Genomic DNA, 24,560 nt, shown 5'->3' on the forward strand with positions numbered 1-24,560 from the left:
CCATGAGCGCGAATCCCATCCGCAGGGTTGCCCTGCGCAACCTCGCCGCCCACAAGGTGCGGCTGCTGCTGACCGTTCTGTCCGTGGTGCTCGGCACGGCCTTCGTCACCGGCTCCTTCGTCTTCACCGACACGCTGCAGCGCACGTTCGACGACCTCTTCGCCGACGCCGCCAAGGGCGTCGACGTCCGCGTCAGCAGCGAACAGCAGGGCTCGAGCGGCGTCCCCGACTCCGACGTCGCGGTCGTCTCCGCGGTCCCCGGTGTGCGAACCGTGGTGCCGGCGTTCGAGGGGCCGGTCATCGTCCTCGATTCCGAGGGGGCGGCCATCCAGACCGGCGGTGCCCCCAGCGAGGGGACCGCCTACCTGCCGCCCGACCAGCAGCTCGGTGATCCCACCGAGTTCGTCGCCGGCCGGCCGCCCGCCGCGGACGGCCAGATCGCGCTCAACTCGAGCGCCGCCGAACGCGCCGGTCTGTCCGTCGGTGACCCGACGAAGATCCTCGCCGCGTCGGCCGGGATCGTTCCGGTCACGGTCAGCGGTATCTACGACGTCGAGACCGACACCGGCGGTTACGTCGGGGCGATGTTCACCGAGAACCAGGCCCGTGCCCTGTTCACCGACGGCACCCACGTGCAGTACATCGACGTCGTCGGGGACGGAGTGCCCGCCGACGAGCTGCGGGACCGGGTCGCCGCCGCCGTGCCCGATCAGAAGGTCCAGACCGGCGCCGAGGTGAGCGAGGAGATCAAGACCGAGATCGAGGAGGCCCTCAGCTTCCTGAACTACTTCCTGCTCGCGTTCGGCGCGATCGCGCTGCTGGTGGGCACCTTCATCATCTACAACACCTTCTCGATGATCGTCGCGCAACGCCTGCGGGAGCTCGCGCTGCTCCGGGCGATCGGGGCGAGCCGCAGCCAGGTGGGCCGGTCGGTGACCCTCGAGGCGCTGGTCGTCGGGGTCGTGGGCAGCGCCCTCGGCATCGTCGGCGGCGTGGCCCTGGCCTACGGGCTGCGCGCCGCGCTCAACGCATTCGACGTCGGTCTGCCCTCGGGTCCCCTGCAGCTCGCACCGCGCACCGTGCTCGTGGCCCTGCTCATCGGCATCGTCGTCACCGTCGTCAGCGCCTACGCCCCGGCCCGTCGCGCGAGCAAGGTTGCGCCGGTCGCGGCCATGCGGGAGGAGTCCACCGCGACCGTCGAGTCGCTGCGGATGCGCACCGTCGTCGGGGCCGTCGCCGCCGTGGTCGGTGCCGCCGTCGTCGTCGTCGGCGCCCAGGGCACCGGCGGGGGCGCGGCCTCCACCGTCGGCATCGGGGCGTTCGCCCTGATCATCGCGGTCCTGCTCGCGGCGCCTGCGCTGTCGCGGCCGTTCGTGGCGGGGCTCGGCGCGGTCGTCGCCCGCCCGTTCGGAGCGGTGGGCCGGCTCGCGCGCACCAACGCGGTGCGCAATCCCCGCCGCACCGCCGCCACCGCGTTCGCCCTGACCCTGGGCCTGATGCTGGTGTCCGTGATCGGGGTATTCGGCGCGTCCGCCAAGGCGAGCGTCAACTCGCTCGTCGACACCGGCGTCAAGTCCGACTTCATGCTCACCGGACCGCAGATGATCGGGGTGCCCGTGGGGGCGGCCGCGGCGGCCGCCCGCGCCGACGGCGTGGAGGAGACCGTCGCGATGCACGGCGTCCCGGCGCGCATCGGCGACGAGGACACGTTCGGCGTCGCGCTGTCCGGGCCCCTCGGCGACGTGCTCGAGGTCGACGTCGTCGAGGGACGGGAGGACGTCGCCGGCACCGACCTGCTGGTGTCGCAGACCACCGCCGCGGAGAAGGGCTGGCGGGTCGGCGATGTGGTCACCCTCACCAGCCGCGACGGCGAGGACGTCGCCACGACGGTGAGCGGCATCTTCGCCGACAACCAGTTGCTCGGCTCGTGGGTCGTCTCCGAGGAGGTCTACCAGGAGTTCACCGCACCCGCCTCCCGCGCGGACTTCGTGGTGTTCGTCAACACGGCGGCCGGCAGCGACCCGGAGACGATCCGCACGGCCCTCGAGGACGCCACCAAACAGTTCGTCGTGGTGCAGGTGCTCGACCGGGAGCAGTTCAAGGGCCAGCAGGCCGCCCAGATCGACACCCTGCTCGCCGTGCTCTACGGGCTCCTCGCGCTGGCGGTGGTCATCGCGATCCTGGGCATCGTCAACACCCTCGCGCTGTCCGTCGTGGAACGCCGCCGGGAGATCGGCATGCTCCGCGCGGTAGGCATGCAGCGGGTCCAGGTCCGCCGCACCATCTACCTCGAGTCGATGCTCATCGCGGTGTTCGGGGCGGTCGTCGGTCTGGTGCTGGGTCTGGCGTTCGGCTGGGGCTTCGTCCGGACCCTGGCCGATCAGGGCCTCGACCAAATCGCCGTCCCGTGGGGACAGGTGCTCGGCATGCTCGTCGGCTCGGCCGTCGTCGGGGTGCTCGCCGCCCTGTGGCCGGGTGTGCGCGCCGCGCGCACCCCGCCGCTCGAGGCGATCTCCGACATCTGACGCCGCAGTCCTCGTCGTCCGCCCCCGGTGCCACGCACCGGGGGCGGACGGCGTCCGGCCGCCCGTGCCGGTCGCGAGTTGTCCACACCCGGACCGTTTCTCCACAGTTCGCCCGCCGCAGGGTCGCATCGCGCCGCGGCGGGCGCGCGGCCGGTTAGGCTGCCGCGCCAGGGGGTGGATCGATGGATCTTCGGCAGTTGCAGCAGTGGGACCCGGATGCACTGGACGGTCTCGGCACGGTGCTGGACCGGCACGCGGGGGAACTCGAGCGGATCGGGACACAGATCACCGGACGGTTCGGCGGACAGTGGTCGGGCATCGCTCACGCCGCCGCCGAGCAGCGGATCGGTGACGTCGCCGAGCAGATCGCGCGGCGGTCCGACGCGTATCGCGAGGTGAGCCGCTGCGCGACATCGTGCGCACCGCGGCTGCGGGCGCTGCGCGCGGAACTCGACGACGCCACCCGCTGGGCCCGGGACCGGGCCTTGACGGTGCGGGACGACGGAACCGTCACGGCCGGCCCGGGACCGGACGCGGACTCGCACCGGCACGAGGCCGAGGCCCGCATCCGGGCGGTCCTCGACCGGGCCGAGGCGCTCGATCGGTGGGCCGCGGCCGATCTCGCCGGGACGGTGCACGAACCGGCGTCCCGTCCGCTCGGTTTCGGTGCCGTGCGCGCTGCGCCCGCACCCACCGCCGTGGTGCCGCCTGCCGGGACGGCCGCGGCCGAGGTGGCGGCATGGTGGGCCGGACTCGACGACGGCGAGCGCACGTGGCTCGCCGCCTCGGCGCCCGAGCGGATCGGCAACCTCGACGGGGTGCCCGCCGCGGTGCGGGACCTGGCCAACCGCGCGCAGCTGGCGGCCGAACGGCACCGGCTCGAGGCGGTCGCCGCCCGCTTGCAGGCCCAGCTCGACGCCGCTCCGTTCGGCGGACTGACGAGCAACGCCGACGCCGGGCTCGCCCAGACCCGCAACAAGATCGCCGCGCTCGACGCCGTCGAGGTGGCGCTGTCCCGGCCGGCACGGCAGTTGCTGACTCTCGACCTCTCGGGCCGCGAAGCGATGGCCGCCGTGGCGGTCGGAGATGTCGACACCGCCGACCACGTCACCGTCTTCACCCCGGGCGCCGGGTCCACCGTGCAGGGCCATCTCGCCGGATACGACAGCCGGATGGCGGCGCTGAAGGACGAGACCGAGCGCCAACTGCAGGCGGCGGGCCGCGGCGCCGAGTCGGTCGCCGCCGTGACCTGGCTGAACTATCAGGTGCCGCAATGGGGTTGGGGCCTCGCCCGCACCGAGTCGAGCCCGGTCTCCGACCTCGCCGCGGTCCGCGCTGCCCCGCGGCTCGCCGGATTCCTCGACGGCCTGCGCGCCGAGCGGGATCCGCACGTGACCGCAGTCGGTCACTCCTACGGCGCTCTCGCCACCGGGCTGGCGCTGCAGCAGGGCGTCGGTGTGGATGCCGCCGTGTTCCTCGGCGCCCCGGGCATCGGCACCGACGACGTCGCCGAACTGGGGGTGCCACCGGGCGCGGCGTACCTCGTCGAGGCCGACCGCGACCCGGTCGGGGACCTCGGCACGTTCGACGGCGATCCGAGTTTCCTCGACGGGGTGACCCAGCTGTCGAGCGACGCCGGGCCGGACGCGTCCGGCCGGCCGCGTCTCGGCTCGACCGGGCACAGCGAGTACCTGAACGACGGCACGATGAGCCTGTACAACGTCGCCGCGGTCGCCGGCGGGCTCACGGATCGAGTGGTGCGATGAGGGGGGTGCGGCTCGGTGTGCCGATGCTGGCGCTGGTGGTCGCCGGGTGCGCGGGTGGACCGTTCCCCGTCGCCGTGCCCGAGCCGGTGGCCGCGGACCGCGCCGGTGCCGTCGAGTACTACACCCGGGTCCGGCACGACGCGACCGCCGCCCTGTCACGCGCATTCCCGGAGATGCAGTTCCGGCAGTCGACCCGGGGGACGACGGGTTACTGCGAACTGCCCGACGGCTCGGCGGGCACCACGGTGTTCCTCCCCGCGCTGCTCTCCGATCGGCCCGTGCCGGCCGGGCAGCTGGAGCGGGCGGCACGGGTGTTCGAGGAATCGTTGGCGGGCAGCGGATTCCACGGCTCCCGGTCCATACCGGTCGGGACGGGGCTCGAGATCCGGATGTTTGCCGCGGACGGTTCCGTCATCGCGTTCGGCAGCAATCTCGCCGCGACGGTGGGGCTGACGGTGGGGTGTTACCCCGAGCCGCCGTAGTCCGGGCTCGTCCGGCACCGCCCGCGCGGTTGCTCGACCGCGGCGTGTCCCTTCTCGCTCGCGGTGTCCCCACCTCGCCGTGCGTTAGGCTCGAGCCTCGTCCCGTCGGCGAAAGGGCAGTGATGCGTGCGGTGCTCGGCGTCGCGATCGATGCCGGTGAGGTCTGTGCGGTGCTCGTGGACGCCGACGTTCCGGTCCTCGGCCCGTTCGACACGCAACGCTGGCCCGTGGGGGACCGTGCCGAAGCTGAGGCGGTGAGCCGGGCGTTCACGGCGATGACCGAGCGTGCCGCGCGGGCGGAGGTGCACTTCACCCGAGCCGGACTGGTGGCACCCGCGACGGTCGTCCCGGACTCCGGGACGACCGAGGTGCGGACCGTGGGGATCGACGAAGCCCGGCTGGCCTTCCTCGCTGCGGCCCCGGAGCTCGACGGTGTGCGGACGGTGGTCCTGATCGGCCCCGACGATGCGACCGTGCGCGTGTCGGTCGCCGACATCCGCTCGGGTGCGGTGCTCGCGTCGGTTGCCGTGGCGGAGGACGACTTCGGTCAGATCGCGCTCGCACTACCGGAGGCCGCCGGCGAGGCCGGGGCGCTCGCCGGTGTCGCACCGGAGGCGCTGGTGTTCCCGGACCTGCGCCCCGGCGACGTCGCCGCCGCCCGTGCGCTCGCGGCGGCGCTCGGCGTGCCGTTCGTGACGCCGCACGGCGGGCCGTGGCACCGGGCCACCGGAGCCGCGCTCGTGGCCGCACGCACCGAACCGCTACCGGCGCCCTCGTCGCCGTCGTCACGGCGGGTCGCGCTGCTGGCGGCGGTCGTCGTCGCGCTGGCCGTCCTGCTCGGCGGCGGGCTGGCCGTCGCCATCGGTGGGGCCGGCCCGTCCGAACCGCCGCGTCCGGCCGACGCCGCCCGGTTCGTGCCCGCCCCCTCGGCCGGCCCCGGCCCGGACACCGGGGCGCCGACCGCGGTCCCGTGCCCGGGGCGCGACACTCCGCAGGTCCGGCCCGCGGGCTGGTCGATGCGGGCGTCCGACCCGGATCCCGGCCCCCACCCCGACTCGACGTCGCCGTCCGTCACCGCACCGCCGTCCGTCACCGCACCGCCGTGCGAATGACGTTCCTTCCCGGTCGCGACCGAGTCAGCCGAGGCGTGCGAGCCGGGCACCGGCCGCGCGCAGGGCGTCGAGATCGGTGGCGATCATGATCTCCGCGAACCGGTCCCGGTAGTCACCGAGGTCGTCGCCCACGGATCCCACCACCGCCACGACCGGCGCCGCGTGCACCCGGGCGAGGATCGCCGAGACGATCTTTCCCGAGCGGGACTGCCCGTCGAGGCGTCCTTCGCCGACGACGACGAGGTCGGCGCCGGCGAGTGCGGTGTCGAACCCGAGCGCGTCGAGCACGAAGTCGGCTCCCGAGCGCAGATCCGCGCCGAACTGCGCCCACATGCCGCCGGCGAAACCCCCGGCCGCGCCGGTCCCGTCCACCTCCCGCGGATCACGCGGCAACGTCACGGCCGCGTCCTCGAGGCGGCGGGTGAGCCGTTCCACGGTTGTCGCGTCCGCGCCCTTCTGCGGGCCGAACACCCGCGCGGCGTCGGTGTAGCGGGTGGTCACGTCCGTCAGTACCGTGACGGTGGCGGTACCCAGGCCGCCGGCGTCCATGACGGCGGCGATCGCACCGAGCCCACCGTCGGTCGTGGCCGATCCTCCCGCCGCGACGACGACGTGCGTGGCGCCGCGCCGCACGGCCTCGGCCATCGCCAGCCCGGTGCCGTAGGTGTCCGCCGTCATCGGATCGCGGAAGCCCTTGTGCGGTGTGGTGATTCCGCTGAAGGTGGCGAGCTCGACGACCGCGGTGCCGTCCTCGCCGAGCCCGAACGAACCCGCACACGGGGCGCGCCACGGATTGACGGAGTCGATCTCGATCAGCTCGAGACCGAGCGGGCCGGTGAGCACCGCGAGGGTGCCGTCGCCGCCGTCGGCGACCGGCATCCGGATCGTCTCGAGCCCGGCCGATTCCGCGCCCGCCGCCACGGCGTCGGCCACCTCGGCGGCGCGGTACGTGCCCTTGAAACTGTCCGGGGCGATCAGCACCTTCACCGCCGCACCACCCATTCGAACGCCGCGGCCTCGGATCGGGCACCCTGCGCGGCGCGGGCGCGGTTCGGCTCGCCCAGCTCGGTGACGACGGACTCGCCCAGCCGGACCAGGTCGGCGAACACCGGCGGGGTCAGCCACGCGGGCCGGGTGGCGAAGAGCAGGTCCTCGCTCGCGGTGTTGCCGCTCGCGCCGGGTGCGAAGGGGCAACCACCGAGTCCGCCGAGCGAGCCGTCCACCACCGCAGCGCCCGCCTCGATCGCGGCGAGGCTGTTGGCGACGCCCAGGCCCCAGGTGTCGTGGCCGTGGAAGACGATGCGGCGGGCGGGAGAGTCCGCACGTACCCGGGACACCAGCGCCGCGACCTGCGCGGGCACGGCCTGACCGAGGGTATCGGCGAGGACGATGTCGGCGGCGCCGTCGGCGCGCGGGTCGCACGCGATCTCGAGCACCCGGTCGGGGTCGACGGGCCCGTCGAACGGGCACGTGAATGCAGTGGCGAGGCAGAGCTGGATGGTGCCGCCGGCGGCGCGGGTGTGTTCCACCGCGGCGGGCATCGCGGCGAGGCTCGCGTCGGTGTCCCGTCCGATGTTGGCGCGGTTGTGGGCGTCCGACACCGACAGGCAGTACTGGAAGTGCCGGGCGCCGGCGGCGGCCGCCTTCTCCACGTGCCGCGGCGTGGCCACCCAGATGTAGCAGCGGTCGAGTTCCTCGGGGGTGAGCATCCCGATCAGCTCGACCGTGCCGGCCATCGGCGGGACCAGGTCGGGCCGGGCCATCGAGCCGATCTCTAGCTGCGGCACGCCGGCGGCCAGCAGGGCGCGGACGATCTGCGCCTTCCGCTCGGTGGGCAGCACCTTGCCGGTCAGTTGCAGCCCGTCGCGCAGGGTCACGTCGCGCAGCTGCGGTGCCCCGGCACTCACGACACCACCGCTCATCACACCACCGCGCACCACACCGCCACTCACGACACCACCTCCAGGAGCTCGTCGATCTCGGCCTCGGTCCGGCCGAGCAGACCCCCGAGCACCTCGCGGGTGTGTTCGCCCAGATCCGGTCCGACGTGGCGGATGGGCAGCGACCGGCCGCCGAGCACGGGGACGATGCCCGGGAACCCGACCTGCTTCGGCTCGTCCTCGCCGACGTCGACGGCGAAGTGCTGGATCATGTTCCGCGCCCGGTACTGCTCGTCGTCGACGATGTCGGCCGCCGTGTAGATCGGCCCGCTCGGCACCCCCGCGGCGTCGAGGATCCCGAGCACCTCGTCGCGCGGCCGACGCCGCGTCCAGTCGGCGATCGCGGCGTCGAGTTCCTCCCGGCGGGCCCAGCGACCGGCGTTGGTGGCGAGGTCGGGATCGTCGGCGAGGTCGGGTCGCTCGATGGTGCGCATGTAGCGCTGGAAGATGGCGTCCGCGTTCCCGGCGATGATCACGGAGGTGCCGTCCGAGCAGGGATAGGCGTTGGAGGGGGCGATGCCCTCCATGCGGCCGCCCACCCGTTCCCGCCGGACCCCGTAGGCGAGGTAGTCGGGAATCAGCGACTCCATCATCGACAGCATCGACTCGTTCAGGGCGACGTCGACGACCCGGTTCGCCGGCGGCAGCGACCCGATCAGCTGCCGCTGCAGCAGCGCCGTGACCGAGCCGAAGGCCGCGTACAGCCCGGCGATGGAGTCGCCGATCGACACCCCCACCCGCACCGGCGGCCGGTCCGGGTCCCCGACGAGTTCCCGGAACCCGCCCACGGCCTCGGCCACGGCCGCGAATCCGGGACGCTCCGCGAGCGGGCCGGTCTGGCCGAACGCGGAGATCCGGGTGATCACCAGGTCCGGTTTGATCTGCGCGAGCACCTCGGGGCCCATTCCCCACCTCTCCAGGGTGCCGGGCCGGAAGTTCTCGAGCAGCACGTCGCAGTGACGCACCAGATCGAGGATCACGGCCCGGCCCGCCTCGGTGCGCAGGTCCACCACGATGGACTTCTTGTTGCGGTTCACCGTGCGGTACAGCATCGACGTGTCCCCGGCGTACAGGCGCCAGTTGCGCAGTTCGTCGCCGGTGCGGGGCCGTTCGACCTTGATGACCTCCGCGCCGAAGTCGGCGAGCAGCCGGCCCGCGGTGGGCGCGGCGATGTAGTTGCCGAGTTCGAGGACGCGGATGCCTTCGAGAGGGCGCAGGATCTCCTCCGAGTTCATGGGCAACAGTGTGCCCTGTGCTGCGCCGCAGCGGTGTGCCCTGTGCTGCGCCGCAGCGGTGTGCCCTGTGCTGCGCCGCAGCGGTGTGCCCTGTGCTGCGCCGCAGCGGTGTGCCCTGTGCTGCGCCGCAGCGGTGTGCCCTGTGCTGCGCCGCAGCGGTGTGCCCTGTGCTGCGCCGCAGCGGTGTGCCCTGTGCTGCGCCGCAGCGGTGTGCCCTGTGCTGCGCCGCAGCGGTGTGCCCTGTGCTGCGCCGCAGCGGTGTGCCCTGTGCTGCGCCGCAGCGGTGTGCCCTGTGCTGCGCCGCAGCGGGTGCGATGCGTTCCCCGTGGTGGACACGCCGCGACCCTCCCGCGCTCGTGTGACCTGGCGCACTATTCTTCCTCTCGGGCAGGGGGCCTCGGGAAGGTGCTTGGGTCATGGTGGTCGCGAAAGTCGTTCTGTGGTGTGCGCTGCTGGTGGGGCTGGTCGGCGCCGGGGTCGCCGTCAACGCGCTGCATGTGCACGGCGCCGTCGGGTCACTGATCGTGGCGTCCGTCGCGGGTCTGGTGCTGCTGCGGCTCCGGCCCGCGGCCCAGCTCGAGGTCGAACCGGAGCGCGTCACACCCTGACCGCCCGCACGCTGGGCTTGCGAGGGCAGGCCGAAGCAGCGGACGCGCGTCGGCAGACGCACCCTCTCCTCCTTGAGCCTGTCATGGCAGGCACAACCCTGGACAATCGCGCGCAGTGGGGGCACACTCGCATCAATGCCTGCCGTCGCAAGCACAGAGAGGAGAGGCCGTGGCCACGCCCCGTCGTCGCGCCCGCACGGGACGCGGCGGTCTCGGTGACCACTTCGTCGACCGTCGGCACCGGCTCGGCCTCACCCAGGCCGAACTGGCCGACCTCGCCGGTGTGTCGCGTTCGAGCGTGCAGTCGCTCGAGTCCGGCCGCGCCACCGTGCAACTCGATCTCGTCGTGGCCATCGCCGACGCGCTGGGCTGCGACCTGACCCTCACCTCGCGCGGCGACCGGGCCGGGTGAGCCGGGTGGTCGAACGCCTCGTCGCCGTCGACAGCGCCGACGTGTACAAGGGCGACCGCCTGGCCGGGCACCTCGCCCGGGACGGCCACGATGTCGTGTTCCGGTACGCGCAGGACTACCTCGACGATCCGGCCGCCCCCGCCCTCGCGTGGACGGTGCCGAAGACCGCGGAGGAGGTCCGCGCCGGCGGCGGCAGCGTGCCCCCGTTCTTCGCCGGCCTGCTGCCCGAGGGCATCCGGCTCCGCGGCGCCGTCGCCGCCACCAAGACCTCCGAAGACGACCACCTCACCATTCTCATGGCGGTCGGCGCGGACACCATCGGCGATGTGCGGGTGCTCCCCGCCGGCGCCCGGCCCCCGACGTCGACGCTCCTGCTGGACCCGGAGGCCGTCCGGCGTGAGGACCTGCACGAGCTGTTCGACCGGATCTCCGGCCACGAGTCCGTCGTCCTCGACCCGACCTCCCTGCCGGGAGTGCAGGCGAAGGTGTCGGCCCAGATGTACTCCGCCCCCGTCGCGACGGTGCAGGGCCCCGCCATCCTCAAACTCGCACCGCCCCGCGGCTACCCCCGCCTGGTCGAGAACGAGCACTTCTTCATGGGTCTCGCGACCGCCTGCGGCCTCGCCGTCGCCGGACACCAGCTGGTCTACGACCGCAGGGGCAACGCGGGACTGCTCGTCGCCCGCTTCGACCGATGGATCGGTCCCGGCCACACCGTCCACCGCACCGCGCAGGAGGACGCCTGCCAGGTCCTCGGTGTCTACCCGGCGGCCAAGTACCGGCTGAAGACCGAACGCGTCGTCGAGGCGCTGGCCGCCGCGTGCGAGCGCGGCGGCGGATCGGCCCGCGTCGCGACCCTCGAACTGCTGCGGCTGGTGGCGTACTCGTACGCCGTCGGCAACGGCGACCTGCACGGGAAGAACTTCTCGATCCGCCTCACCGAGGCCGGGCTGTGGGCCGTCACCCCGGCCTACGACCTCCTGTGCACCCAGCCCTACCTCGGTTGGCGCGACCCGATGGCCCTCGACCTGTACGGCAAGGGCAACAAGCTCACCCGCCGCCACTTCGTCGAGTCCGGCGGCCGGCTCGGGGTGCCCGAACGCGCCGTCACCCGGATGCTCGACGGGATCCGGCGCGGGATCGCCGGGGGCCTCGACCGTCTCCCCGAGATCGGGTTCGGTGAGCGGGACACGGCCCGGCTGCGGGACATGCTGGTCCGGCGCGCCGACGAACTCGGCTGATCCGGTCGTCGTGCATCGGCCGGACCGCCGGCCGGTAGAGTCCCCGGCGGGCGTCCCGCACGAGACCGCGGTCGCCAGTCGCGCATCGAAGAGGAGCACCGGGTCGTGTCGCTGTGGTCGACTGCACTGTCCCCCGGGATGCTCAGCGAGTACGTCTGGATCGACCTGATGCCGTGGCTCGACCGGTACGGCTCGGCCCGCAACGCGCAACTGGCCGCCCTCGCACCCGACGAGCGCTGGTGGGAACGCCGGTCCCCGGCGGAGACCGCCGCCTCCGCCGACGTCGTGGCGATCTGTGGGGAACTGGCCCGCATCTACGTCACCGAGCATCCCGATCTGGTGTTCTCCGCGGGCATCGCCGACACCGTCGACGTCCCCGTCGCCGCGCTCGGTCTCGGCACCCGGGCCGCCGCCACCGTCGCGCGGCTGCCCCGCGCCGCGACCACCGCCGGTCTGCTCGGCTACACGCCCGCCGCGTTGTTCTCCGTGCGCGGCGCGGGCCCGGAGACCGTGCACCAGATCGTGCAGGCCGTCCTCGTCCTCGCCATCCTGCGGGATCCGGCGTCGCTGCGAGTGGCGACCGACGCCCCCACGCTCCCGCCCGCGTTGTCGCTGCTGCTCGACGACCTCGTCGCGCTCGCACGGTGGCGCGCGCTGCGCGCCGACCCGGACCGGCCGCTGGTGCGGGTCGAACTCGAGGACGGCACCCCCGAGGAGATCCAGCAGGTCGCCGCGCGCATCGCCGCCCTGACCGCCCGCGACCTGCCGGTGCCCGCGCCGCAGCGGGCCCTCGACGAGCTCGCCGCGTACGTCGCCGGGCTGTCCGCACCCGAGCGTGACGCGATCCGCCGCCGGGTGCTCGGCGACGAGCCGCCGGACCCGGACGCTCCGTCGACCTTCGCGTTCGGCACCGCCGTCGGCGATCTGCTCGCGGCGCTGCGCGTCGATGTCCGCCCCGTCGCCGCCCTCGAGCGGATCCTGGGGTTGCGACCGGAGCTGGCCCAGCCTGTTCCGGGACTCGACGTGCCGCTGTGGCGGGCGCTCGCGCGCCTCGACGATCGCTTCGAGGTGGCCGACGGGTGGGTCGCGGTCCCGGGCCTCCCCGAAGCCGAGCGCCACACCCACGCGCTGCTCGCCGAGTTCGAATCCCCGAACGGGGTCGTCGAACCCGCAGCCGTCGCCGTCGTGTGGAACCTGCCCGCCGCGGAATTCGCCGCGTGGCTGCACCGGTGCGGCGTCCCGATGTTCGAGGGCCGTGCTCTGACCCGGCAGTCCGCGTTCGCCGATCACGCCGCCGCGGTGCTCGAGGTGATCGGGGATCCGCTCACGGCCGCGGAGCTCGTCGACCGCATGGGCACCCCCGCCGGTCCCGCCGCCGTGATCGACGCGATGGGCGCCGACGAGCGGTTCTCGCTCGCCGAGAACGGCCGGTGGTCGCTCACCGAATGGGAGACCGACGAGGCGGGCGCGGTGCGCGGCCGCATCGCCCGGATCGTCGACGCCGACGGCGGCTCCGCCGACCTCGAACGTGTCGTCGACCGTCTGGTCGAACGCTTCGGGGTGTCGCCGACCAGCGCCCGGATCTTCGCCGGCAGCGGCGACTTCGAGATCGTCGACGGCCGGGTGCGCCGGCGCCGTCGCACCCACGTGAGCGTCAAGCCCCCGCACCGCACCCGCCGGCTCTACCGCCTCGGCGACGTGTGGCGGCTGCGGGTCACCGCCACGCGGGACCACCTGCGCGGCGCCGATTTCCCGGTGCCGTCCGCGGTCGCGGGCGTCATCGGCTGCGCCCCGGGACGCGAGGTCGCCCTGTCGTCCCGGCTGGGCACCCAGGTCGTGCGCTGGACGGGTGCGTCCCCGCATCTCGGCAGCGTGCGACGGTTCCTCGAGGATCTCGGAGTGGACGAGGGCAACGAGATGTTCCTCGAGTTCCACCCCGGCGGACGATTCGACGTGCTCCCGCTGCGCACCGTCGCCGACAACGCCGAACCGCTGCGCAAGGCACTCGCCCTCATCGGCCACTCGGCCCCGGAGATCGTGCCGGAGGAGGGCGTCGCGCCGGCCTTCGCGGCCGCCGTCGGTCTGGGCGACGAGACCCGCCCGCGCCGGGTGCTCAGTGCCTACCGGGCCCGGCACGAGGCCGAAGTGACCGCATTGCTCGAGCAGGCGTGGGTGCGCGTGCCAAGCTGAGCGCATGCCGATCCGCAGACCCGAGCGCCCACTGCTGGCGAACGACGCCGAACGCCTCGTCTGGGAGGCACTCGTCCGGCAGCTCGGCGACGGGGATCTCGTCGCGGCGGGCCTGCGGGTCACCGACCACCTCAAGGACCACGAGATCGACTTCGTCGTCGCGCTCGAGGGCCACGGCATCGTGTGCCTCGAGGTCAAGGGTGGTCAGGTGTGGCACGACGGCTTCCAGTGGGTGCAGGCCCGGCAGGGCAAGGACCGGTCGATCGATCCGGTCCGGCAGGTGCTCCAGTCCTGCTACGCGTTGCGGCGCTACGTCGAGGCCGATCCTCGCTGGACGCAGGGCCGGCTGCGCTGGGACCACTTCGTCGTCCTGCCCCACACCGAGATCCGCGCCGACTTCGCCCTGCCCGAGTGTCCGCGGTGGAAGGTGATCGATCGCAACGACCTCGGCAGCATCGCCGAACGACTGCGGGCGGTGCTCGACAAGCAGGAGCTCGACCGGCCGGCCCTCACCGCCGACGGCGTCGACCGGTTCGCCGAGGTCCTCGCGGGCCGGGGCCTGCCGCAGCGCGACGTGGTCTCGCGCGCCGTCGCCAACGAGGACGCCGCGGACCGGCTCACCGAGCAGCAGGCCGTCATCCTCGACGCGACCCGCCTGCTGACCCGTGTCGAGGTGCGCGGCGGCGCCGGCACGGGGAAGACGTTCCTCGCGCTCGAGCAGGCCCGGCGCCTCGCCGAGCAGCACCAGCGCGTCGCGTTGATCTGCTATTCGCACGGTCTCGCGTCCTACCTGCAGCGGATCACCGGGACGTGGAACCGGAAGAAGCGGCCCGCCTACGTCGGCGAGTTCCACGCCCTCGGCCGGCTGTGGGGGGCGGCCGAAGGCCCCGACGAGGCGCTGCGGACCGCCGACACCGTGCGCTTCTGGGAACACGACCTGCCCGCCCAGATGACGGAACTGGCCCGGTCCCTGCCGGAGGGACAGCGCTTCGACGCGGTCGTCGTCGACGAGGCGCAGGACTTCGCCGACGCCTGGTGGGATCCGATCATGGCCGCCCTGCGCGACGAGGAGACCAGCGGCATCCACGTGTTCACCGACGAAGCGCAGCGGGTGTTCGACCGGGAGGGCCGGCCCCCGGTGCCACTGGTCCCGCTGGTGCTCGACCACAACCTGCGCAACACCCGGCAGATCGCCGGGACCTTCGGTCCGCTCGTCGGGCAGCGCATGCGGCTGCTCGGCGGTGAGGGACCCGACGTGCAGTTCGTCACGTGCCGCGGCGACGAGGCGCTCGCCGTGGCCGACGACCGGGTCGACGCCCTGCTCGACGAGGGCTGGCGGCCCGGCGACGTCGCGCTGCTCGCGACGGGCAGCCGGCACCCGGAGCAGGTGGCGCGGCAGGCCGAGGGCAACGCGGCGTACTGGGACAGCTTCTGGGACACCGAACAGGTCTTCTACGGGCACGTCCTCGGCTTCAAGGGACTCGAGCGCCGGGCGGTGGTGCTCGCGGTGAACGAGACACAGCCGCAGGAGCGTTCCCGCGAGCGGCTGTACGTCGGGCTGTCCCGGGCCCGCGACCAGCTGGTGGTGTGCGGGGACCCGGACTTCGTCCGGCAGGTCGGCGGGCCGGAACTGGCGGCCCGGCTGGGGCTCGGCCGATGAGTCTGCTGCGGGACTGGACCGTGTCGGCGACGGCGGGGGAGTTCGCCGGATTCCTCGTTCCCGCCGTCGTCGGTGCCGTGCTGTTCGACAGTGCCGCGGCATTACCGGCGCTGATGGCCGCCGGTGTCGTCGAGGGGTCGGTGCTGGGCTGGTCGCAGGCGCGGGTGCTGCGACGCCGGCTGCCGGCGATGTCGGTGCGGCGCTGGGTGCTGGGCACGGGCGTCGCCGCGGCGTGCGCCTACCTGCTCGGGATGTCGCCCTCGACGTTCCACGAGACGTGGTCCGCATGGCCGATGGCGCTCCCGATCGCGCTCGGAGTCGTCTTCGGCGTGGCGTTGCTGGCGTCCATCGGATTCGCGCAGTGGCTCGAGCTGCGCCGGCACGTCGCCCGTGCCGGGCGCTGGATCGTGTGGACCGCAGCCGCGTGGCTGGCCGGCCTCACCGTGTTCCTCCTGGTGTGCACCCCGCTGTGGCAACCCGGTCAGCCGTGGTGGCTCGTCGCGGCGATCGGGGTGCTCGGCGGCCTGCTGATGGCGTTCGTGACCGCCCTCGTCACCGGCTACGGCATCCGCCACCTGCTCGCCGCGAAGGATCCTGCTGCGTCCGTCGCGCGCACGTAGCACCATGGAGCCATGACCGACGACGTGCACCTCGAGGAACCGGGTCCCGCCGACGACGCCGTCGCCCGCGCCCTGCGGGCCGCGATCGTCTCGGTGGAGGCCGCCGTCGCGCGGGTGCACGAGCTCTCCGCGGAGATCCTCGAGCTGGTCGGTGCCCCCGACGGTGGGGACGCCGTCGACCATCACAACGCGCTGACCCGGGTGGCGGGGATCCTGGACGGCACCGGCCGGCTGCGCGCTGCAGACTGGGAATCGGTGCGCGGGCTCGGCGACGTCCTCGCCGATCGAGCCGAGCGGCTCCACGCCCACGCCGGACGGCTGCTCGACGGGCTCGCCGTCGACGCACCCGCGCAGGACCGGGTGGCCTGCCTGCAGCAGGCCGTGGCGACCGACCGACTCGGGGAGACGCTGCAGCTGCTCGTGCTCGTCGAGGACTCGCTGAACCTGTGGCAGCGGCTGCGGCTCGAGCAGGTGCGTACCACCGAACCGGACCGGCTCGAGCACGAACGCGCGACGATCGGCACGTCGCTGGCCGGGCGCGTCGAGCGGGACGTCGCGCTGCTGCTGCGCGCCCGCGCGCGGCTCGCGAGCTACGCGGGCCTCACGCCGTTCGAACTGGTGCGGTGGCTGTCGTCCGCCCGGGTGAAGCGGGACATCGCCCGGTTCCGCACGGACCTGGACGACGTCGCCGCGGCGTTCGGCAGCGCCGCGCAGCGTGCTCTCGAGGCCGAGGACCCGGCGGTGGCCGAGAACCTGGTGGAGCTGGGCAAGCCGGTCCGGGCCGCGGGCGGTGCCCTCGGCGAGAGTGCCCGCACGCTGGGCGACAGTGCCCGCACGCTGGGCGACAGCGCCCGCACCCTGGGCGGCCGGGCGGTCGGGGCGGGCACCACCGGGGTCGGCAAGCTGGGCCGGGGGCTGCACCGGGTCGCCGAGCCCCGCCGGCGGCCGGACGGCGACGTGCCGCTGACGACCGCTCCCGACGCCTGACGGCCCCGGGGCGGACCGCCCATATGATCGATTCATGAGCAGCGATCGGGCGCCGGCCTTCACGATGCGGCAACTGGTCGCCTTCGTCGCCGTCGCCGAGACCGGCACGATCAGCGCGGCGGCCGAACGGTTGCTGGTCTCGCAGTCGGCCGTGTCGCTGGCGGTCACCGAACTCGAGAAGGCCCTCTCGACGCAGCTGTGCGTGCGCCGCCGCGCCCACGGCGTGCAGCTCACGCCGGCCGGGGAGTCGCTCCTGGCCCGGGCGCGGACGCTCCTGCAGCAGGCGAGCGAGATCGAGGACGAGATGCTCGGTTCGGGCGGCGAGCTCGCCGGCCGTCTCGCCATCGGGTGCTACACGACGGTCGGGCCGACGATCCTGCCGCCGATGCTGTCCGAGTTCACCGACCTGCATCCGCGGGTGTCACTCGAGTTCCGGGAGGCGATGGCCGACGAGCTGGCCGAGCGCCTCGAAGGCGGGGCGCTGGACGCGGTGATCACCTACGACCTCGAGCTGCCGCCGACCTGGCGTACCGCCACGCTGATGACGAGACGCCCGGCCCTGGTCGTCGCGGCGGGCCATCGGCTGGCGGCGACGCCCGGCCCGGTGGAGCTGGCGGCGGTGCGGGACGAACCGATGGTGCTGCTCGACGCGGCCCCGGCATCGACCCACGCGCTGCAGGTGTGCGCACGGGCCGGGTTCACGCCCCGGATCGAGTACCGGTCGGCGAACTACGAGACCGTGCGGGCGTACGTCGGCCGGGGCCTGGGCTGGACGATCATGCTGCACCAGCCGCAGGTCAACCGCACCTACGGGGGCCTGAAGATCGTGTTGCTGCCGATCGACGTGCCGGCGCTCGATCCGGTGCGGCTGGTCATCGCGTGGCGCCCGGACGTGATCCTGAGCCGTGTGGTGCGCGAGTTCATCTCCTTCGCCACGGTCCGGGTGCCACAGTTGTAGGCGGTGTCTCCTTTGGGCTGCCAGGGCCGCCCGAAAGACACACCACACATTTACTCATAACCATCAACACATTCTTGTTCTTTTCTGGGGTTGTGACTGCGGACATACTGGGTTCCGACGCGCTGATCGGCAGCGCGCGGCCCGGGTGTTCTTCCCGGCGCCGACGACAAGCGCTGATTCACAACCACTTCGAGGAGATCGATCATGTCTGCCACGGACGCCCTGCACCCGCCGGTTCTCTTCGCGCCGGAATACGAGGAGTTCGCCCAGTGGGTCCGAGAGTTCGCGGCACCGCACGCCGAGAGCTACCTCGAACGCGCCCACCGCGAGGAGTTCCCGTGGGATCTCGCCGAGAAGATGGCCGCGCAGGGCCTTCTCGGGCTCGGCGTCTCCGAGGAGAACGGCGGCCAGGGCCGCATCGGCGAGGTGCTCACCAAGACCCACCTCGGCATCGCCCACGAGGAACTGGCCTACTCGAACTTCTATCTCACCCAGCTCGCCTACACGAACAACCTCACCGGCCCGCTGCTCGAGCGCTTCCTCGCCCCCGAGGTCGCGAAGGACTGGGTGCGCGGCATCGTCGAGGGCCGCCACGTCGTCGCCCTCGGCCTGACCGAGCCGGGCAGCGGCTCGGACGCGATGGCCATGCGCGCCAAGGCAGAGAAGGTCGACGGCGGCTGGAAGCTCAACGGCGAGAAGACGTCCATCACCTTCGCTCCGCACGCCAAGGCGATGATCACGTTCGTCAAGGCCCGCGGCGCCACCCCGGAGGAATCCGGCGTCACCGCCTTCCTCGTGCCCCTCGACGCCGAGGGTGTGAGCATGCAGAAGTTCCCGGACGCCGGCTGGAAGCCGCTCGGCCGGGCCGGGGTGTTCCTCGACGACGTGTTCGTCCCGGACGAGTACGTCATCGGTGGTGTCGGCAACGGATTCCGGCTCGTCATGAGCGAATTCGACTACACCCGCTCGGTCATCGGCCTGATGTCGACCGGCGTCGCCCGCAAGGCCCTCGACATCACCATCGACTACGTCAAGTCCCGCAAGGCATTCGGTAGGCCGGTCTCCTCGTTCCAGGGGGTGTCCTTCCCGATCGCCGAGAACGCCACCAAGCTCGAGGCGGCCCGCTGGCTCACCTACCGCGCCCTCTCCCTCGCCGACGCCGGCAAGCCCTTCACCAAGGAGGCCGCGATGACCAAGCTCTACGCCACCGAGGTCTCGCTGCAGACCATCCGGGACTGCATCGTCGCCCACGGCCACAGCGGCTTCGCCGAGGAACTGCCGCTGCAGGCCATGCTGCGCGACGTCTCCGGCCTCGAGATCGGCGAGGGCACCCCGCAGATCCAGAAGGTCGTCATCGGCCGCGCGCTGCTCGGGCGGGAGGCCACCGCATGAACACCACTGCCCGCCGCGCCCTCGACGGGGTGCGGGTCGTCGACCTCACCCAGGCCCTCGCCGGGCCGTTCTGCACGTCGCTGCTCGCCGACCAGGGCGCCGACGTGATCAAGGTGGAGCCGCCGCGCGGCGACTTCCTCCGCTACGCCGGCCCGTTCGCTTCCGACGACGAACCCCGCGACTACGGCGGGGTGTTCCAGTCGGCCAATCGCAACAAGCGGTCGCTCGTGCTGGACCTGAAGAAGCCCGAGGCCCGCGACGTGCTGCTGCGCCTGATCGACGACGCCGACATCGTCGTCGAGAACTTCACCGCCGGCGTCATGGACCGCTTCGGTCTCGACTACGACACCCTCGCGGCACGCAATCCCCGCCTGGTCTACGCCTCGATCCGCGGCTTCGGCGACAAGACGGGCGGGCACAGCCCCTACCGGGACTGGCCGGCCTTCGACATCGTCGCGCAGGCCATGGGCGGTCTGATGTCCATCACCGGTACCGACGCCGCGCACCCCGTCCGGGTGGGATCCGGTGTGGGAGATACCGTTCCGGGATTGTTCGCCGCGTTCGGCATCCTCGCCGCGCTGCGGGACGCCGAGCGCACCGGGCAGGGTCAGTACGTCGACGTCGCCATGGCCGACGCCGTGCTCGCGATCTCCGAGGTCGTGGTCAACACCTACGGCCACACCGGTCAGGTCCCCGGGCCGCTCGGCAACCAGCTGCAGGGATTCGCGCCGTTCGACACGGTGCAGGCGAAGGACGGCGTCGTCGCGCTCGGCGCCCCGCACAATCCGCAGTGGGCCAAGCTCGCCGCCGTCATGGGTCAGCCGGAACTCGTCGACGACCCCCGGTTCGCCACGGACCACGACCGGTGGCTCAACCGCGACGCCGTCTACGAGGTGGTCAACGCCTGGACCCGCACCCACACCGTCGCCGAACTCGTCGAGTTGCTCGGCGGCAAGGTGCCGCTCGGCCCGATCCTCGACGCCGCGGACATCTTCGCGGACCCCCACTTCCGGGCCCGCGACATGCTGCCGACCGTCACGCACCCGCACGACGGCCGTGCGGTCACCGTCCCCGGCATCCCTGCCAAGCTCTCCCACACCCCGGGCACGATCGAGCGCCGCGCTCCGCTCGTCGGCGAGCACACCGTCGAGATCCTCCGCGAGGCCGGCCTCGACACCGCAGAACTCACGGCTCTGGCCGACGCCGGCGCCACCGTCATTCCTTCGTCCGCTCAGGAGCACGTCGCATGATCATCACCAAGGTCGAACTGATCCCGGTCTCCACCCCGCTCGTCAAGCCGTTCATCATGCCGGGAACCCGGATCACCCACATCCATTCCGTCGTGCTGAAGCTGCACACCGACGAGGGAATCGTCGGCTACGGCGACAGCGGCGACACCTCCACCTGGTACCGCGGCGAGACCCAGGAGTCGATGACGGCGATGATCGCCAACCACATCGCCCCGGCTTTCCTGATCGGCCAGGATCCGCTCAACATCGAGAAGATCGTCGGGCAGATGGACACGTTCGTCCGCGACAACAACCAGGCCAAGGCGCTCGTCGACTTCGCGCTGCACGACCTCAAGGGCAAGGCGCTGGGCGTACCGGTGTACCAGCTGCTCGGCGGCAAGAACGCCGAGGCTTCCGTGCAGGGCTGGGTCGCGTCCGCCGGACCGGTCGACCAGGTGGTCGCCGAGGCCGTCCAGGCTCACGAGAACGGCTTCTGCCTGATCAAGCTCAAGTCCGACGGCAACTCCGACCACGACGTGGACAACGTCCGCGAGGTCCGGGCCGCACTCGGTGACTCGGCGCGGATCGTGGTCGACGCCAACGGCTTCTGGAACTACGACCAGGCCCTGAAGACGATGCGCCGGCTCGACCGGTACGGCATGGAGTGCATCGAGCAGCCCGTCCCGCACTGGGACATCGAGGGCATGGCGCGCCTGCGCACCCGCATCGACACGCCGATCTTCGCCGACGAGTCCGCGCAGGAGCTGCACAACATCCGGGAGATCATCGAACGTCGCGCGGCCGACGGGTTGTTCATCAAGATGCAGAAGGCCGGCGGCCTGCTCAAGGCGCAGCGCTGGCTGACGATGGCCCGCCTCGCCGACATGGCCGTCATGAGCGGGTGCATGATCGGCTCCGGTCTCGAGGCCAGCCCCTCGGCGCACCTGATGATCGCCAACAACTGGGCGTCGCAGTTCACCCACGAGAACCTCGGTCCGCTGATCATCAACAACCAGTGGGAGAACGCCGAGCAGACGATCACGCAGGACATCGCCCTGAACGTCCCGGTCTTCGCCGACGGCAAGCTCTACCCGAACGAGGGGCCGGGCTTCGGGATCGAACTCAACGAGGAGTTCATCGCCGCCCACATCACCGAGGGCAAGCAGACCGTCACCGTCGGCGAACTCGTCGGAGTCTAGACGGTAACGAACCCCTGGCCGGCGGCCGTGTCGTGTGCCGCCGGCCGCACCCTCACCTGCAGGAGTAGATCACGATGACCGAATCTCGGCAGGGCCCGCTGGCCGGACTGAAGGTCGTGGAACTGGCGGGACTCGGTCCCGCGCCGTTCGCCGCGATGTTCCTCGCCGACCAGGGCGCCGACGTCGTGCGCGTCGAACGCACCGGCGCCGGGTTCACCATGCCCATCGACCCGCGGCTGGACACCCTCCAGCGCGGCAAACGGATGATCGCCGCCGACCTGAAGGACCCCGACGGGCTCGCCACCGTGCTCGCGCTGGCCGAGAAGGCCGACGTGCTGATCGAGGGCTACCGGCCCGGCGTCACCGAGCGCCTGGGTCTGGGCCCCGAGGACTGCTGGGCGCGCAACCCGAAACTGGTCTACGGCCGGATGACCGGCTGGGGGCAGGACGGGCCCCTCGCGCAGCGTGCCGGGCACGACCCCACCTATCAGGCCCTGGTCGGATCGCTGCACGCGATCGGCCGGGCCGGGGGACCGCCACAGCTGCCCCTCAGTCTGGTCGGCGATTTCGGCGGCGGCGCAATGTATCTCGTGTCCGGCATTCTCGCCGCCCTGTGGGAGGTGCAGCGCTCCGGGCGCGGTCAGGTCGTCGATGCCGCGATCGTCGACGGCGTCGCACACCTGATGGCCAACCCGTACTCGATGCTCGCCGGCGGCGCATGGAACGACGAGCGCGGCACCAATCTCATCGACTCCGGGGCACCGTTCGTCGACGTGTACGAGACCTCCGACGGGCGGCACGTCGCGGTCGCGGCCCTCGAACCGCCGTTCTACGCGCGGCTTCTCGCGGGCCTCGGCCTCGACGCGGACGGTGCGCTGCCGGGGCAGTGGGACCGCCGGCGCTGGCCGGAGCTGCGCGCGCGGATCGCCGGCGTGTTCGCCACCCGCCCCCGCGACGAGTGGGCGGCGATCTTCCGGGACACCGATGCGTGTGTCGCGCCGATCCTCTCGATGACCGAGGCGCCCGCGGACGCACACCTCACCGCCCGGGGCACCTTCCTGTACCGGGACGGTCACCCCGAACCTGCGCCCGCGCCCCGCTTCTCGCGTACACCGGCGGGCCGGCCCACGGCCCCGCCCGTGCCCGGGCAGGACGATCCGGATGAGATCCTGCGCACCTGGGGCGTTCTCGACCCGGCCGTGCCGAGTTCCTGACCTGCCTACTCGGCCGATCCGCGGGCGGCGACCGGCTCCGGTGCCGCCCGCGGTCCCGCATGTCGCCGTTGTTGAGCAGACCTGGGGAATATCACCGGCTAATTCTGCTTTTCACGTCAATGTGACGTGACCCATACTTCAGGGGCCGAACGGAGAGCTCGCTCCACCGAGCGAGCGCCCAGTCCGCACCGTGCGGCCCGCACTGTCCGGCCGTCTCGGCCGTCCCTTCACCCGCAATCGCGCCCGCCGCGTCCCGCGTCGCCCGCCGGCCGGTCCGGCACCCGTACACAAGGAGTTCGTGATGGCCCTTCTCGACGAATCCATCTGGCAGGGAAAAATCTTCACCGGGGACTGGACCCCCGGCGGGGGCGGTGAGATCAAGGTCGTCGAACCGGCGACCGGCGCGACGCTCGGCAGCGCCGGCCTCGCCGACGAGGGGGACCTCGAGCGCGCGGTCGACCGTGCCGTCGCGGCCCAGGGCGACTGGGCGGCCCGCCCGCACACCGAGCGTGCCGCGGTCATGCGCCGGGCCGGCGACCTGTGGCAGCAGCACGCCGACGAGATCGAGCGCTGGATCATGCGCGAGTCCGGCTCCCTGCGTCCCAAGGCGCAACTCGAGACGCACGTCGCGGAGCAGGAGTGCTACGAGGGTGCGGCCCTGCCCTCCCATGCGCTCGGCGAGATCCTGCCCAGCGAGGCACCGCGTCTGAGCATGTCGAAGCGGGTCCCCGTCGGGGTCGTCGGTGTCATCGCGCCGTTCAACTTCCCGTTGATCCTCGCGATCCGTTCCGTCGCGCCGGCGCTGGCCCTCGGCAACGCCGTGATCCTCAAGCCCGACCCGCGTACCGCGGTCTGCGGCGGCGTGGCGCTCGCCCGCATCTTCGAGCAGGCGGGCCTGCCGGCCGGGGTGCTGTCCGTGCTGCCCGCCGGCGCCGACGTCGGCGCCGCGCTCGTCGACGACCCGCGGGTGCCGGTGATCTCCTTCACCGGTTCCACCCCGGCCGGCCGGGCCGTCGGTGCCGCCGCCTCCCGCAACCTCAAGAAGGTCCACCTCGAACTCGGCGGCAACTCCGCGATCGTCGTGCTCGACGACGCCGACCTCGCCGCCACCGTCTCGGCCGGTGCCGCCGGATCCTTCCTGCACCAGGGCCAGGTGTGCATGACCACCGGCCGGCACATCGTGCACGAGTCCGTCTACGACGAGTACGTCGCCCAGCTCGCCGCCAAGGCCGAGGCACTGCCCGTCGGCGACCCCGTCACCGAGCAGGTCGCGCTCGGGCCGATCATCGACCAGGGTCAGCTCGAGAAGATTCATGCCCTGGTCACCGCGTCGGTCGATGCCGGCGCCCGGCTCGTCGCCGGCGGCACCTACGAGGGCCTGTTCTACCGGCCCACCGTCCTCGCCGACGTCCCGGCCGGTGCGCCCGCCTACGCCCAAGAGGTGTTCGGGCCCGTCGCTCCGGTCGTGAAGTTCTCGACCCTCGACGAGGCGGTGGCGCTGGCCACCGACACCGACTACGGGCTCTCGCTCGGCATCTTCACCCGCGACGTCGGCAAGGGTCTCGCGCTCGCGGACCGGATCCCCACCGGCATCGCCCACATCAACGACCAGACCGTCGGCGACGAGGCCAACATCCCGTTCGGCGGTCTCGGCGCCTCCGGCAACGGTGCCCGCTTCGGCGGTGCCGCCAACAGCATCGAAGCGTTCACCGAGTCGCGCTGGATCACCGTCAGCCGCGACGTGCCCGCTTACCCCTTCTGAGCGGCACCGCCGACCGGATCTAGCATCG

At 72.6% G+C, this 24,560-nt stretch carries 20 protein-coding genes; 17 read left to right on the top strand and 3 right to left on the bottom strand.

What is annotated here, in order from left to right:
* Positions 1-2: 2 nt before the first annotated feature.
* The 4 genes from ACWPQI_RS07540 (at position 3) to ACWPQI_RS07555 (ending at position 5,885) form a co-directional block, all read left to right on the top strand.
* Positions 3-2,525, top strand: coding sequence for an ABC transporter permease (locus ACWPQI_RS07540; protein ID WP_474738711.1), 2,523 nt, complete (start codon positions 3-5; stop codon positions 2,523-2,525).
* Between the two features lie 182 nt (positions 2,526-2,707).
* A complete protein-coding gene (locus ACWPQI_RS07545; RefSeq protein ID WP_474738712.1) occupies positions 2,708-4,291 on the top strand; it encodes an alpha/beta hydrolase in 1,584 nt (527 codons plus the stop codon).
* Entirely contained in the window at positions 4,288-4,773 is a 486-nt protein-coding gene (locus ACWPQI_RS07550) for a hypothetical protein (RefSeq protein WP_026138004.1), read from the top strand. Before ACWPQI_RS07545 ends, ACWPQI_RS07550 begins: the two co-directional genes overlap by 4 nt.
* Positions 4,774-4,895: 122 nt before the next feature.
* Positions 4,896-5,885: a hypothetical protein gene (locus ACWPQI_RS07555; protein WP_010592377.1), complete on the top strand. Its 990-nt coding sequence runs from the start codon at positions 4,896-4,898 to the stop codon at positions 5,883-5,885.
* Positions 5,886-5,909: 24 nt separating this feature from the next.
* Here ACWPQI_RS07555 and ACWPQI_RS07560 read toward each other — a convergent pair whose 3' ends face one another.
* Genes ACWPQI_RS07560 through ACWPQI_RS07570 form a run of 3 tightly spaced genes read right to left on the bottom strand, consistent with a single transcriptional unit; the run spans position 5,910 to position 9,060 of the window.
* Positions 5,910-6,887: a glycerate kinase gene (locus ACWPQI_RS07560; protein WP_010592376.1), complete on the bottom strand. Its 978-nt coding sequence runs from the start codon at positions 6,885-6,887 to the stop codon at positions 5,910-5,912.
* The gene (locus tag ACWPQI_RS07565) at positions 6,869-7,807 is read right to left on the bottom strand and encodes a beta/alpha barrel domain-containing protein (protein ID WP_474738840.1); all 939 of its coding nucleotides are present in this window, start codon (positions 7,805-7,807) and stop codon (positions 6,869-6,871) included. The genes ACWPQI_RS07560 and ACWPQI_RS07565 overlap by 19 nt, the downstream gene beginning before the upstream one ends.
* Positions 7,808-7,833: 26 nt before the next feature.
* Positions 7,834-9,060: a CaiB/BaiF CoA transferase family protein gene (locus tag ACWPQI_RS07570; RefSeq protein WP_017682394.1), complete on the bottom strand. Its 1,227-nt coding sequence runs from the start codon at positions 9,058-9,060 to the stop codon at positions 7,834-7,836.
* Positions 9,061-9,476: 416 nt separating this feature from the next.
* On the opposite strand from ACWPQI_RS07570, the gene ACWPQI_RS07575 reads away from it, so the two are divergent.
* The 13 genes from ACWPQI_RS07575 (at position 9,477) to ACWPQI_RS07635 (ending at position 24,532) form a co-directional block, all read left to right on the top strand.
* A complete protein-coding gene (locus ACWPQI_RS07575; RefSeq protein ID WP_010592373.1) occupies positions 9,477-9,668 on the top strand; it encodes a hypothetical protein in 192 nt (63 codons plus the stop codon).
* A 169-nt stretch (positions 9,669-9,837) separates the two neighbouring features.
* The gene (locus tag ACWPQI_RS07580) at positions 9,838-10,080 is read left to right on the top strand and encodes a helix-turn-helix transcriptional regulator (protein WP_010592372.1); all 243 of its coding nucleotides are present in this window, start codon (positions 9,838-9,840) and stop codon (positions 10,078-10,080) included.
* A gap of 5 nt (positions 10,081-10,085) precedes the next feature.
* A complete protein-coding gene (locus ACWPQI_RS07585; RefSeq protein WP_010592371.1) occupies positions 10,086-11,321 on the top strand; it encodes a type II toxin-antitoxin system HipA family toxin in 1,236 nt (411 codons plus the stop codon).
* Between the two features lie 105 nt (positions 11,322-11,426).
* The gene (locus ACWPQI_RS07590) at positions 11,427-13,511 is read left to right on the top strand and encodes a hypothetical protein (RefSeq protein WP_010592370.1); all 2,085 of its coding nucleotides are present in this window, start codon (positions 11,427-11,429) and stop codon (positions 13,509-13,511) included.
* A gap of 4 nt (positions 13,512-13,515) precedes the next feature.
* Positions 13,516-15,171 (top strand): NERD domain-containing protein, encoded by a 1,656-nt coding sequence (locus ACWPQI_RS07595; protein WP_099528170.1) that lies wholly within the window; start codon positions 13,516-13,518, stop codon positions 15,169-15,171.
* Positions 15,168-15,791, top strand: a complete 624-nt coding sequence (locus ACWPQI_RS07600) for a hypothetical protein (RefSeq protein WP_010592368.1) — start codon at positions 15,168-15,170, stop codon at positions 15,789-15,791. Before ACWPQI_RS07595 ends, ACWPQI_RS07600 begins: the two co-directional genes overlap by 4 nt.
* A gap of 12 nt (positions 15,792-15,803) precedes the next feature.
* Positions 15,804-16,778, top strand: coding sequence for a hypothetical protein (locus ACWPQI_RS07605; RefSeq protein WP_010592367.1), 975 nt, complete (start codon positions 15,804-15,806; stop codon positions 16,776-16,778).
* A 34-nt stretch (positions 16,779-16,812) separates the two neighbouring features.
* A complete protein-coding gene (locus ACWPQI_RS07610; RefSeq protein WP_010592366.1) occupies positions 16,813-17,736 on the top strand; it encodes a LysR substrate-binding domain-containing protein in 924 nt (307 codons plus the stop codon).
* Between the two features lie 204 nt (positions 17,737-17,940).
* Complete coding sequence (locus ACWPQI_RS07615; RefSeq protein ID WP_017681883.1) at positions 17,941-19,128, top strand: acyl-CoA dehydrogenase family protein; 1,188 nt, start codon at positions 17,941-17,943, stop codon at positions 19,126-19,128.
* Positions 19,125-20,378 (top strand): CaiB/BaiF CoA transferase family protein, encoded by a 1,254-nt coding sequence (locus tag ACWPQI_RS07620; RefSeq protein ID WP_010592364.1) that lies wholly within the window; start codon positions 19,125-19,127, stop codon positions 20,376-20,378. Before ACWPQI_RS07615 ends, ACWPQI_RS07620 begins: the two co-directional genes overlap by 4 nt.
* Entirely contained in the window at positions 20,375-21,556 is a 1,182-nt protein-coding gene (locus tag ACWPQI_RS07625; protein WP_010592363.1) for a mandelate racemase/muconate lactonizing enzyme family protein, read from the top strand. Before ACWPQI_RS07620 ends, ACWPQI_RS07625 begins: the two co-directional genes overlap by 4 nt.
* Positions 21,557-21,630: 74 nt before the next feature.
* The gene (locus ACWPQI_RS07630; protein ID WP_017681881.1) at positions 21,631-22,770 is read left to right on the top strand and encodes a CaiB/BaiF CoA transferase family protein; all 1,140 of its coding nucleotides are present in this window, start codon (positions 21,631-21,633) and stop codon (positions 22,768-22,770) included.
* 301 nt (positions 22,771-23,071) lie between these two features.
* On the top strand, positions 23,072-24,532 hold the full coding sequence (locus ACWPQI_RS07635; RefSeq protein ID WP_474738713.1) for a benzaldehyde dehydrogenase: 1,461 nt from the start codon (positions 23,072-23,074) through the stop codon (positions 24,530-24,532).
* The last annotated feature ends 28 nt before the right edge of the window (positions 24,533-24,560 follow it).

Source organism: Rhodococcus sp. LMD (genome assembly GCF_056108245.1).

Excerpts from the sequence above, each read along its gene's own strand:
- ACWPQI_RS07540 (WP_474738711.1), top strand. The coding sequence starts at position 3 with ATGAGCGCGAATCCCATCCGCAGGGTTGCCCTGCGCAACCTCGCCGCC.
- ACWPQI_RS07545 (WP_474738712.1), top strand. The coding sequence starts at position 2,708 with ATGGATCTTCGGCAGTTGCAGCAGTGGGACCCGGATGCACTGGACGGT.
- ACWPQI_RS07550 (WP_026138004.1), top strand. The coding sequence starts at position 4,288 with ATGAGGGGGGTGCGGCTCGGTGTGCCGATGCTGGCGCTGGTGGTCGCC.
- ACWPQI_RS07555 (WP_010592377.1), top strand. The coding sequence starts at position 4,896 with ATGCGTGCGGTGCTCGGCGTCGCGATCGATGCCGGTGAGGTCTGTGCG.
- ACWPQI_RS07560 (WP_010592376.1), bottom strand. The coding sequence starts at position 6,887 with ATGGGTGGTGCGGCGGTGAAGGTGCTGATCGCCCCGGACAGTTTCAAG.
- ACWPQI_RS07565 (WP_474738840.1), bottom strand. The coding sequence starts at position 7,807 with ATGAGCGGTGGTGTCGTGAGTGCCGGGGCACCGCAGCTGCGCGACGTG.
- ACWPQI_RS07570 (WP_017682394.1), bottom strand. The coding sequence starts at position 9,060 with ATGAACTCGGAGGAGATCCTGCGCCCTCTCGAAGGCATCCGCGTCCTC.
- ACWPQI_RS07575 (WP_010592373.1), top strand. The coding sequence starts at position 9,477 with ATGGTGGTCGCGAAAGTCGTTCTGTGGTGTGCGCTGCTGGTGGGGCTG.
- ACWPQI_RS07595 (WP_099528170.1), top strand. The coding sequence starts at position 13,516 with ATGCCGATCCGCAGACCCGAGCGCCCACTGCTGGCGAACGACGCCGAA.
- ACWPQI_RS07600 (WP_010592368.1), top strand. The coding sequence starts at position 15,168 with ATGAGTCTGCTGCGGGACTGGACCGTGTCGGCGACGGCGGGGGAGTTC.
- ACWPQI_RS07605 (WP_010592367.1), top strand. The coding sequence starts at position 15,804 with ATGACCGACGACGTGCACCTCGAGGAACCGGGTCCCGCCGACGACGCC.
- ACWPQI_RS07610 (WP_010592366.1), top strand. The coding sequence starts at position 16,813 with ATGAGCAGCGATCGGGCGCCGGCCTTCACGATGCGGCAACTGGTCGCC.
- ACWPQI_RS07615 (WP_017681883.1), top strand. The coding sequence starts at position 17,941 with ATGTCTGCCACGGACGCCCTGCACCCGCCGGTTCTCTTCGCGCCGGAA.
- ACWPQI_RS07620 (WP_010592364.1), top strand. The coding sequence starts at position 19,125 with ATGAACACCACTGCCCGCCGCGCCCTCGACGGGGTGCGGGTCGTCGAC.
- ACWPQI_RS07625 (WP_010592363.1), top strand. The coding sequence starts at position 20,375 with ATGATCATCACCAAGGTCGAACTGATCCCGGTCTCCACCCCGCTCGTC.
- ACWPQI_RS07630 (WP_017681881.1), top strand. The coding sequence starts at position 21,631 with ATGACCGAATCTCGGCAGGGCCCGCTGGCCGGACTGAAGGTCGTGGAA.
- ACWPQI_RS07635 (WP_474738713.1), top strand. The coding sequence starts at position 23,072 with ATGGCCCTTCTCGACGAATCCATCTGGCAGGGAAAAATCTTCACCGGG.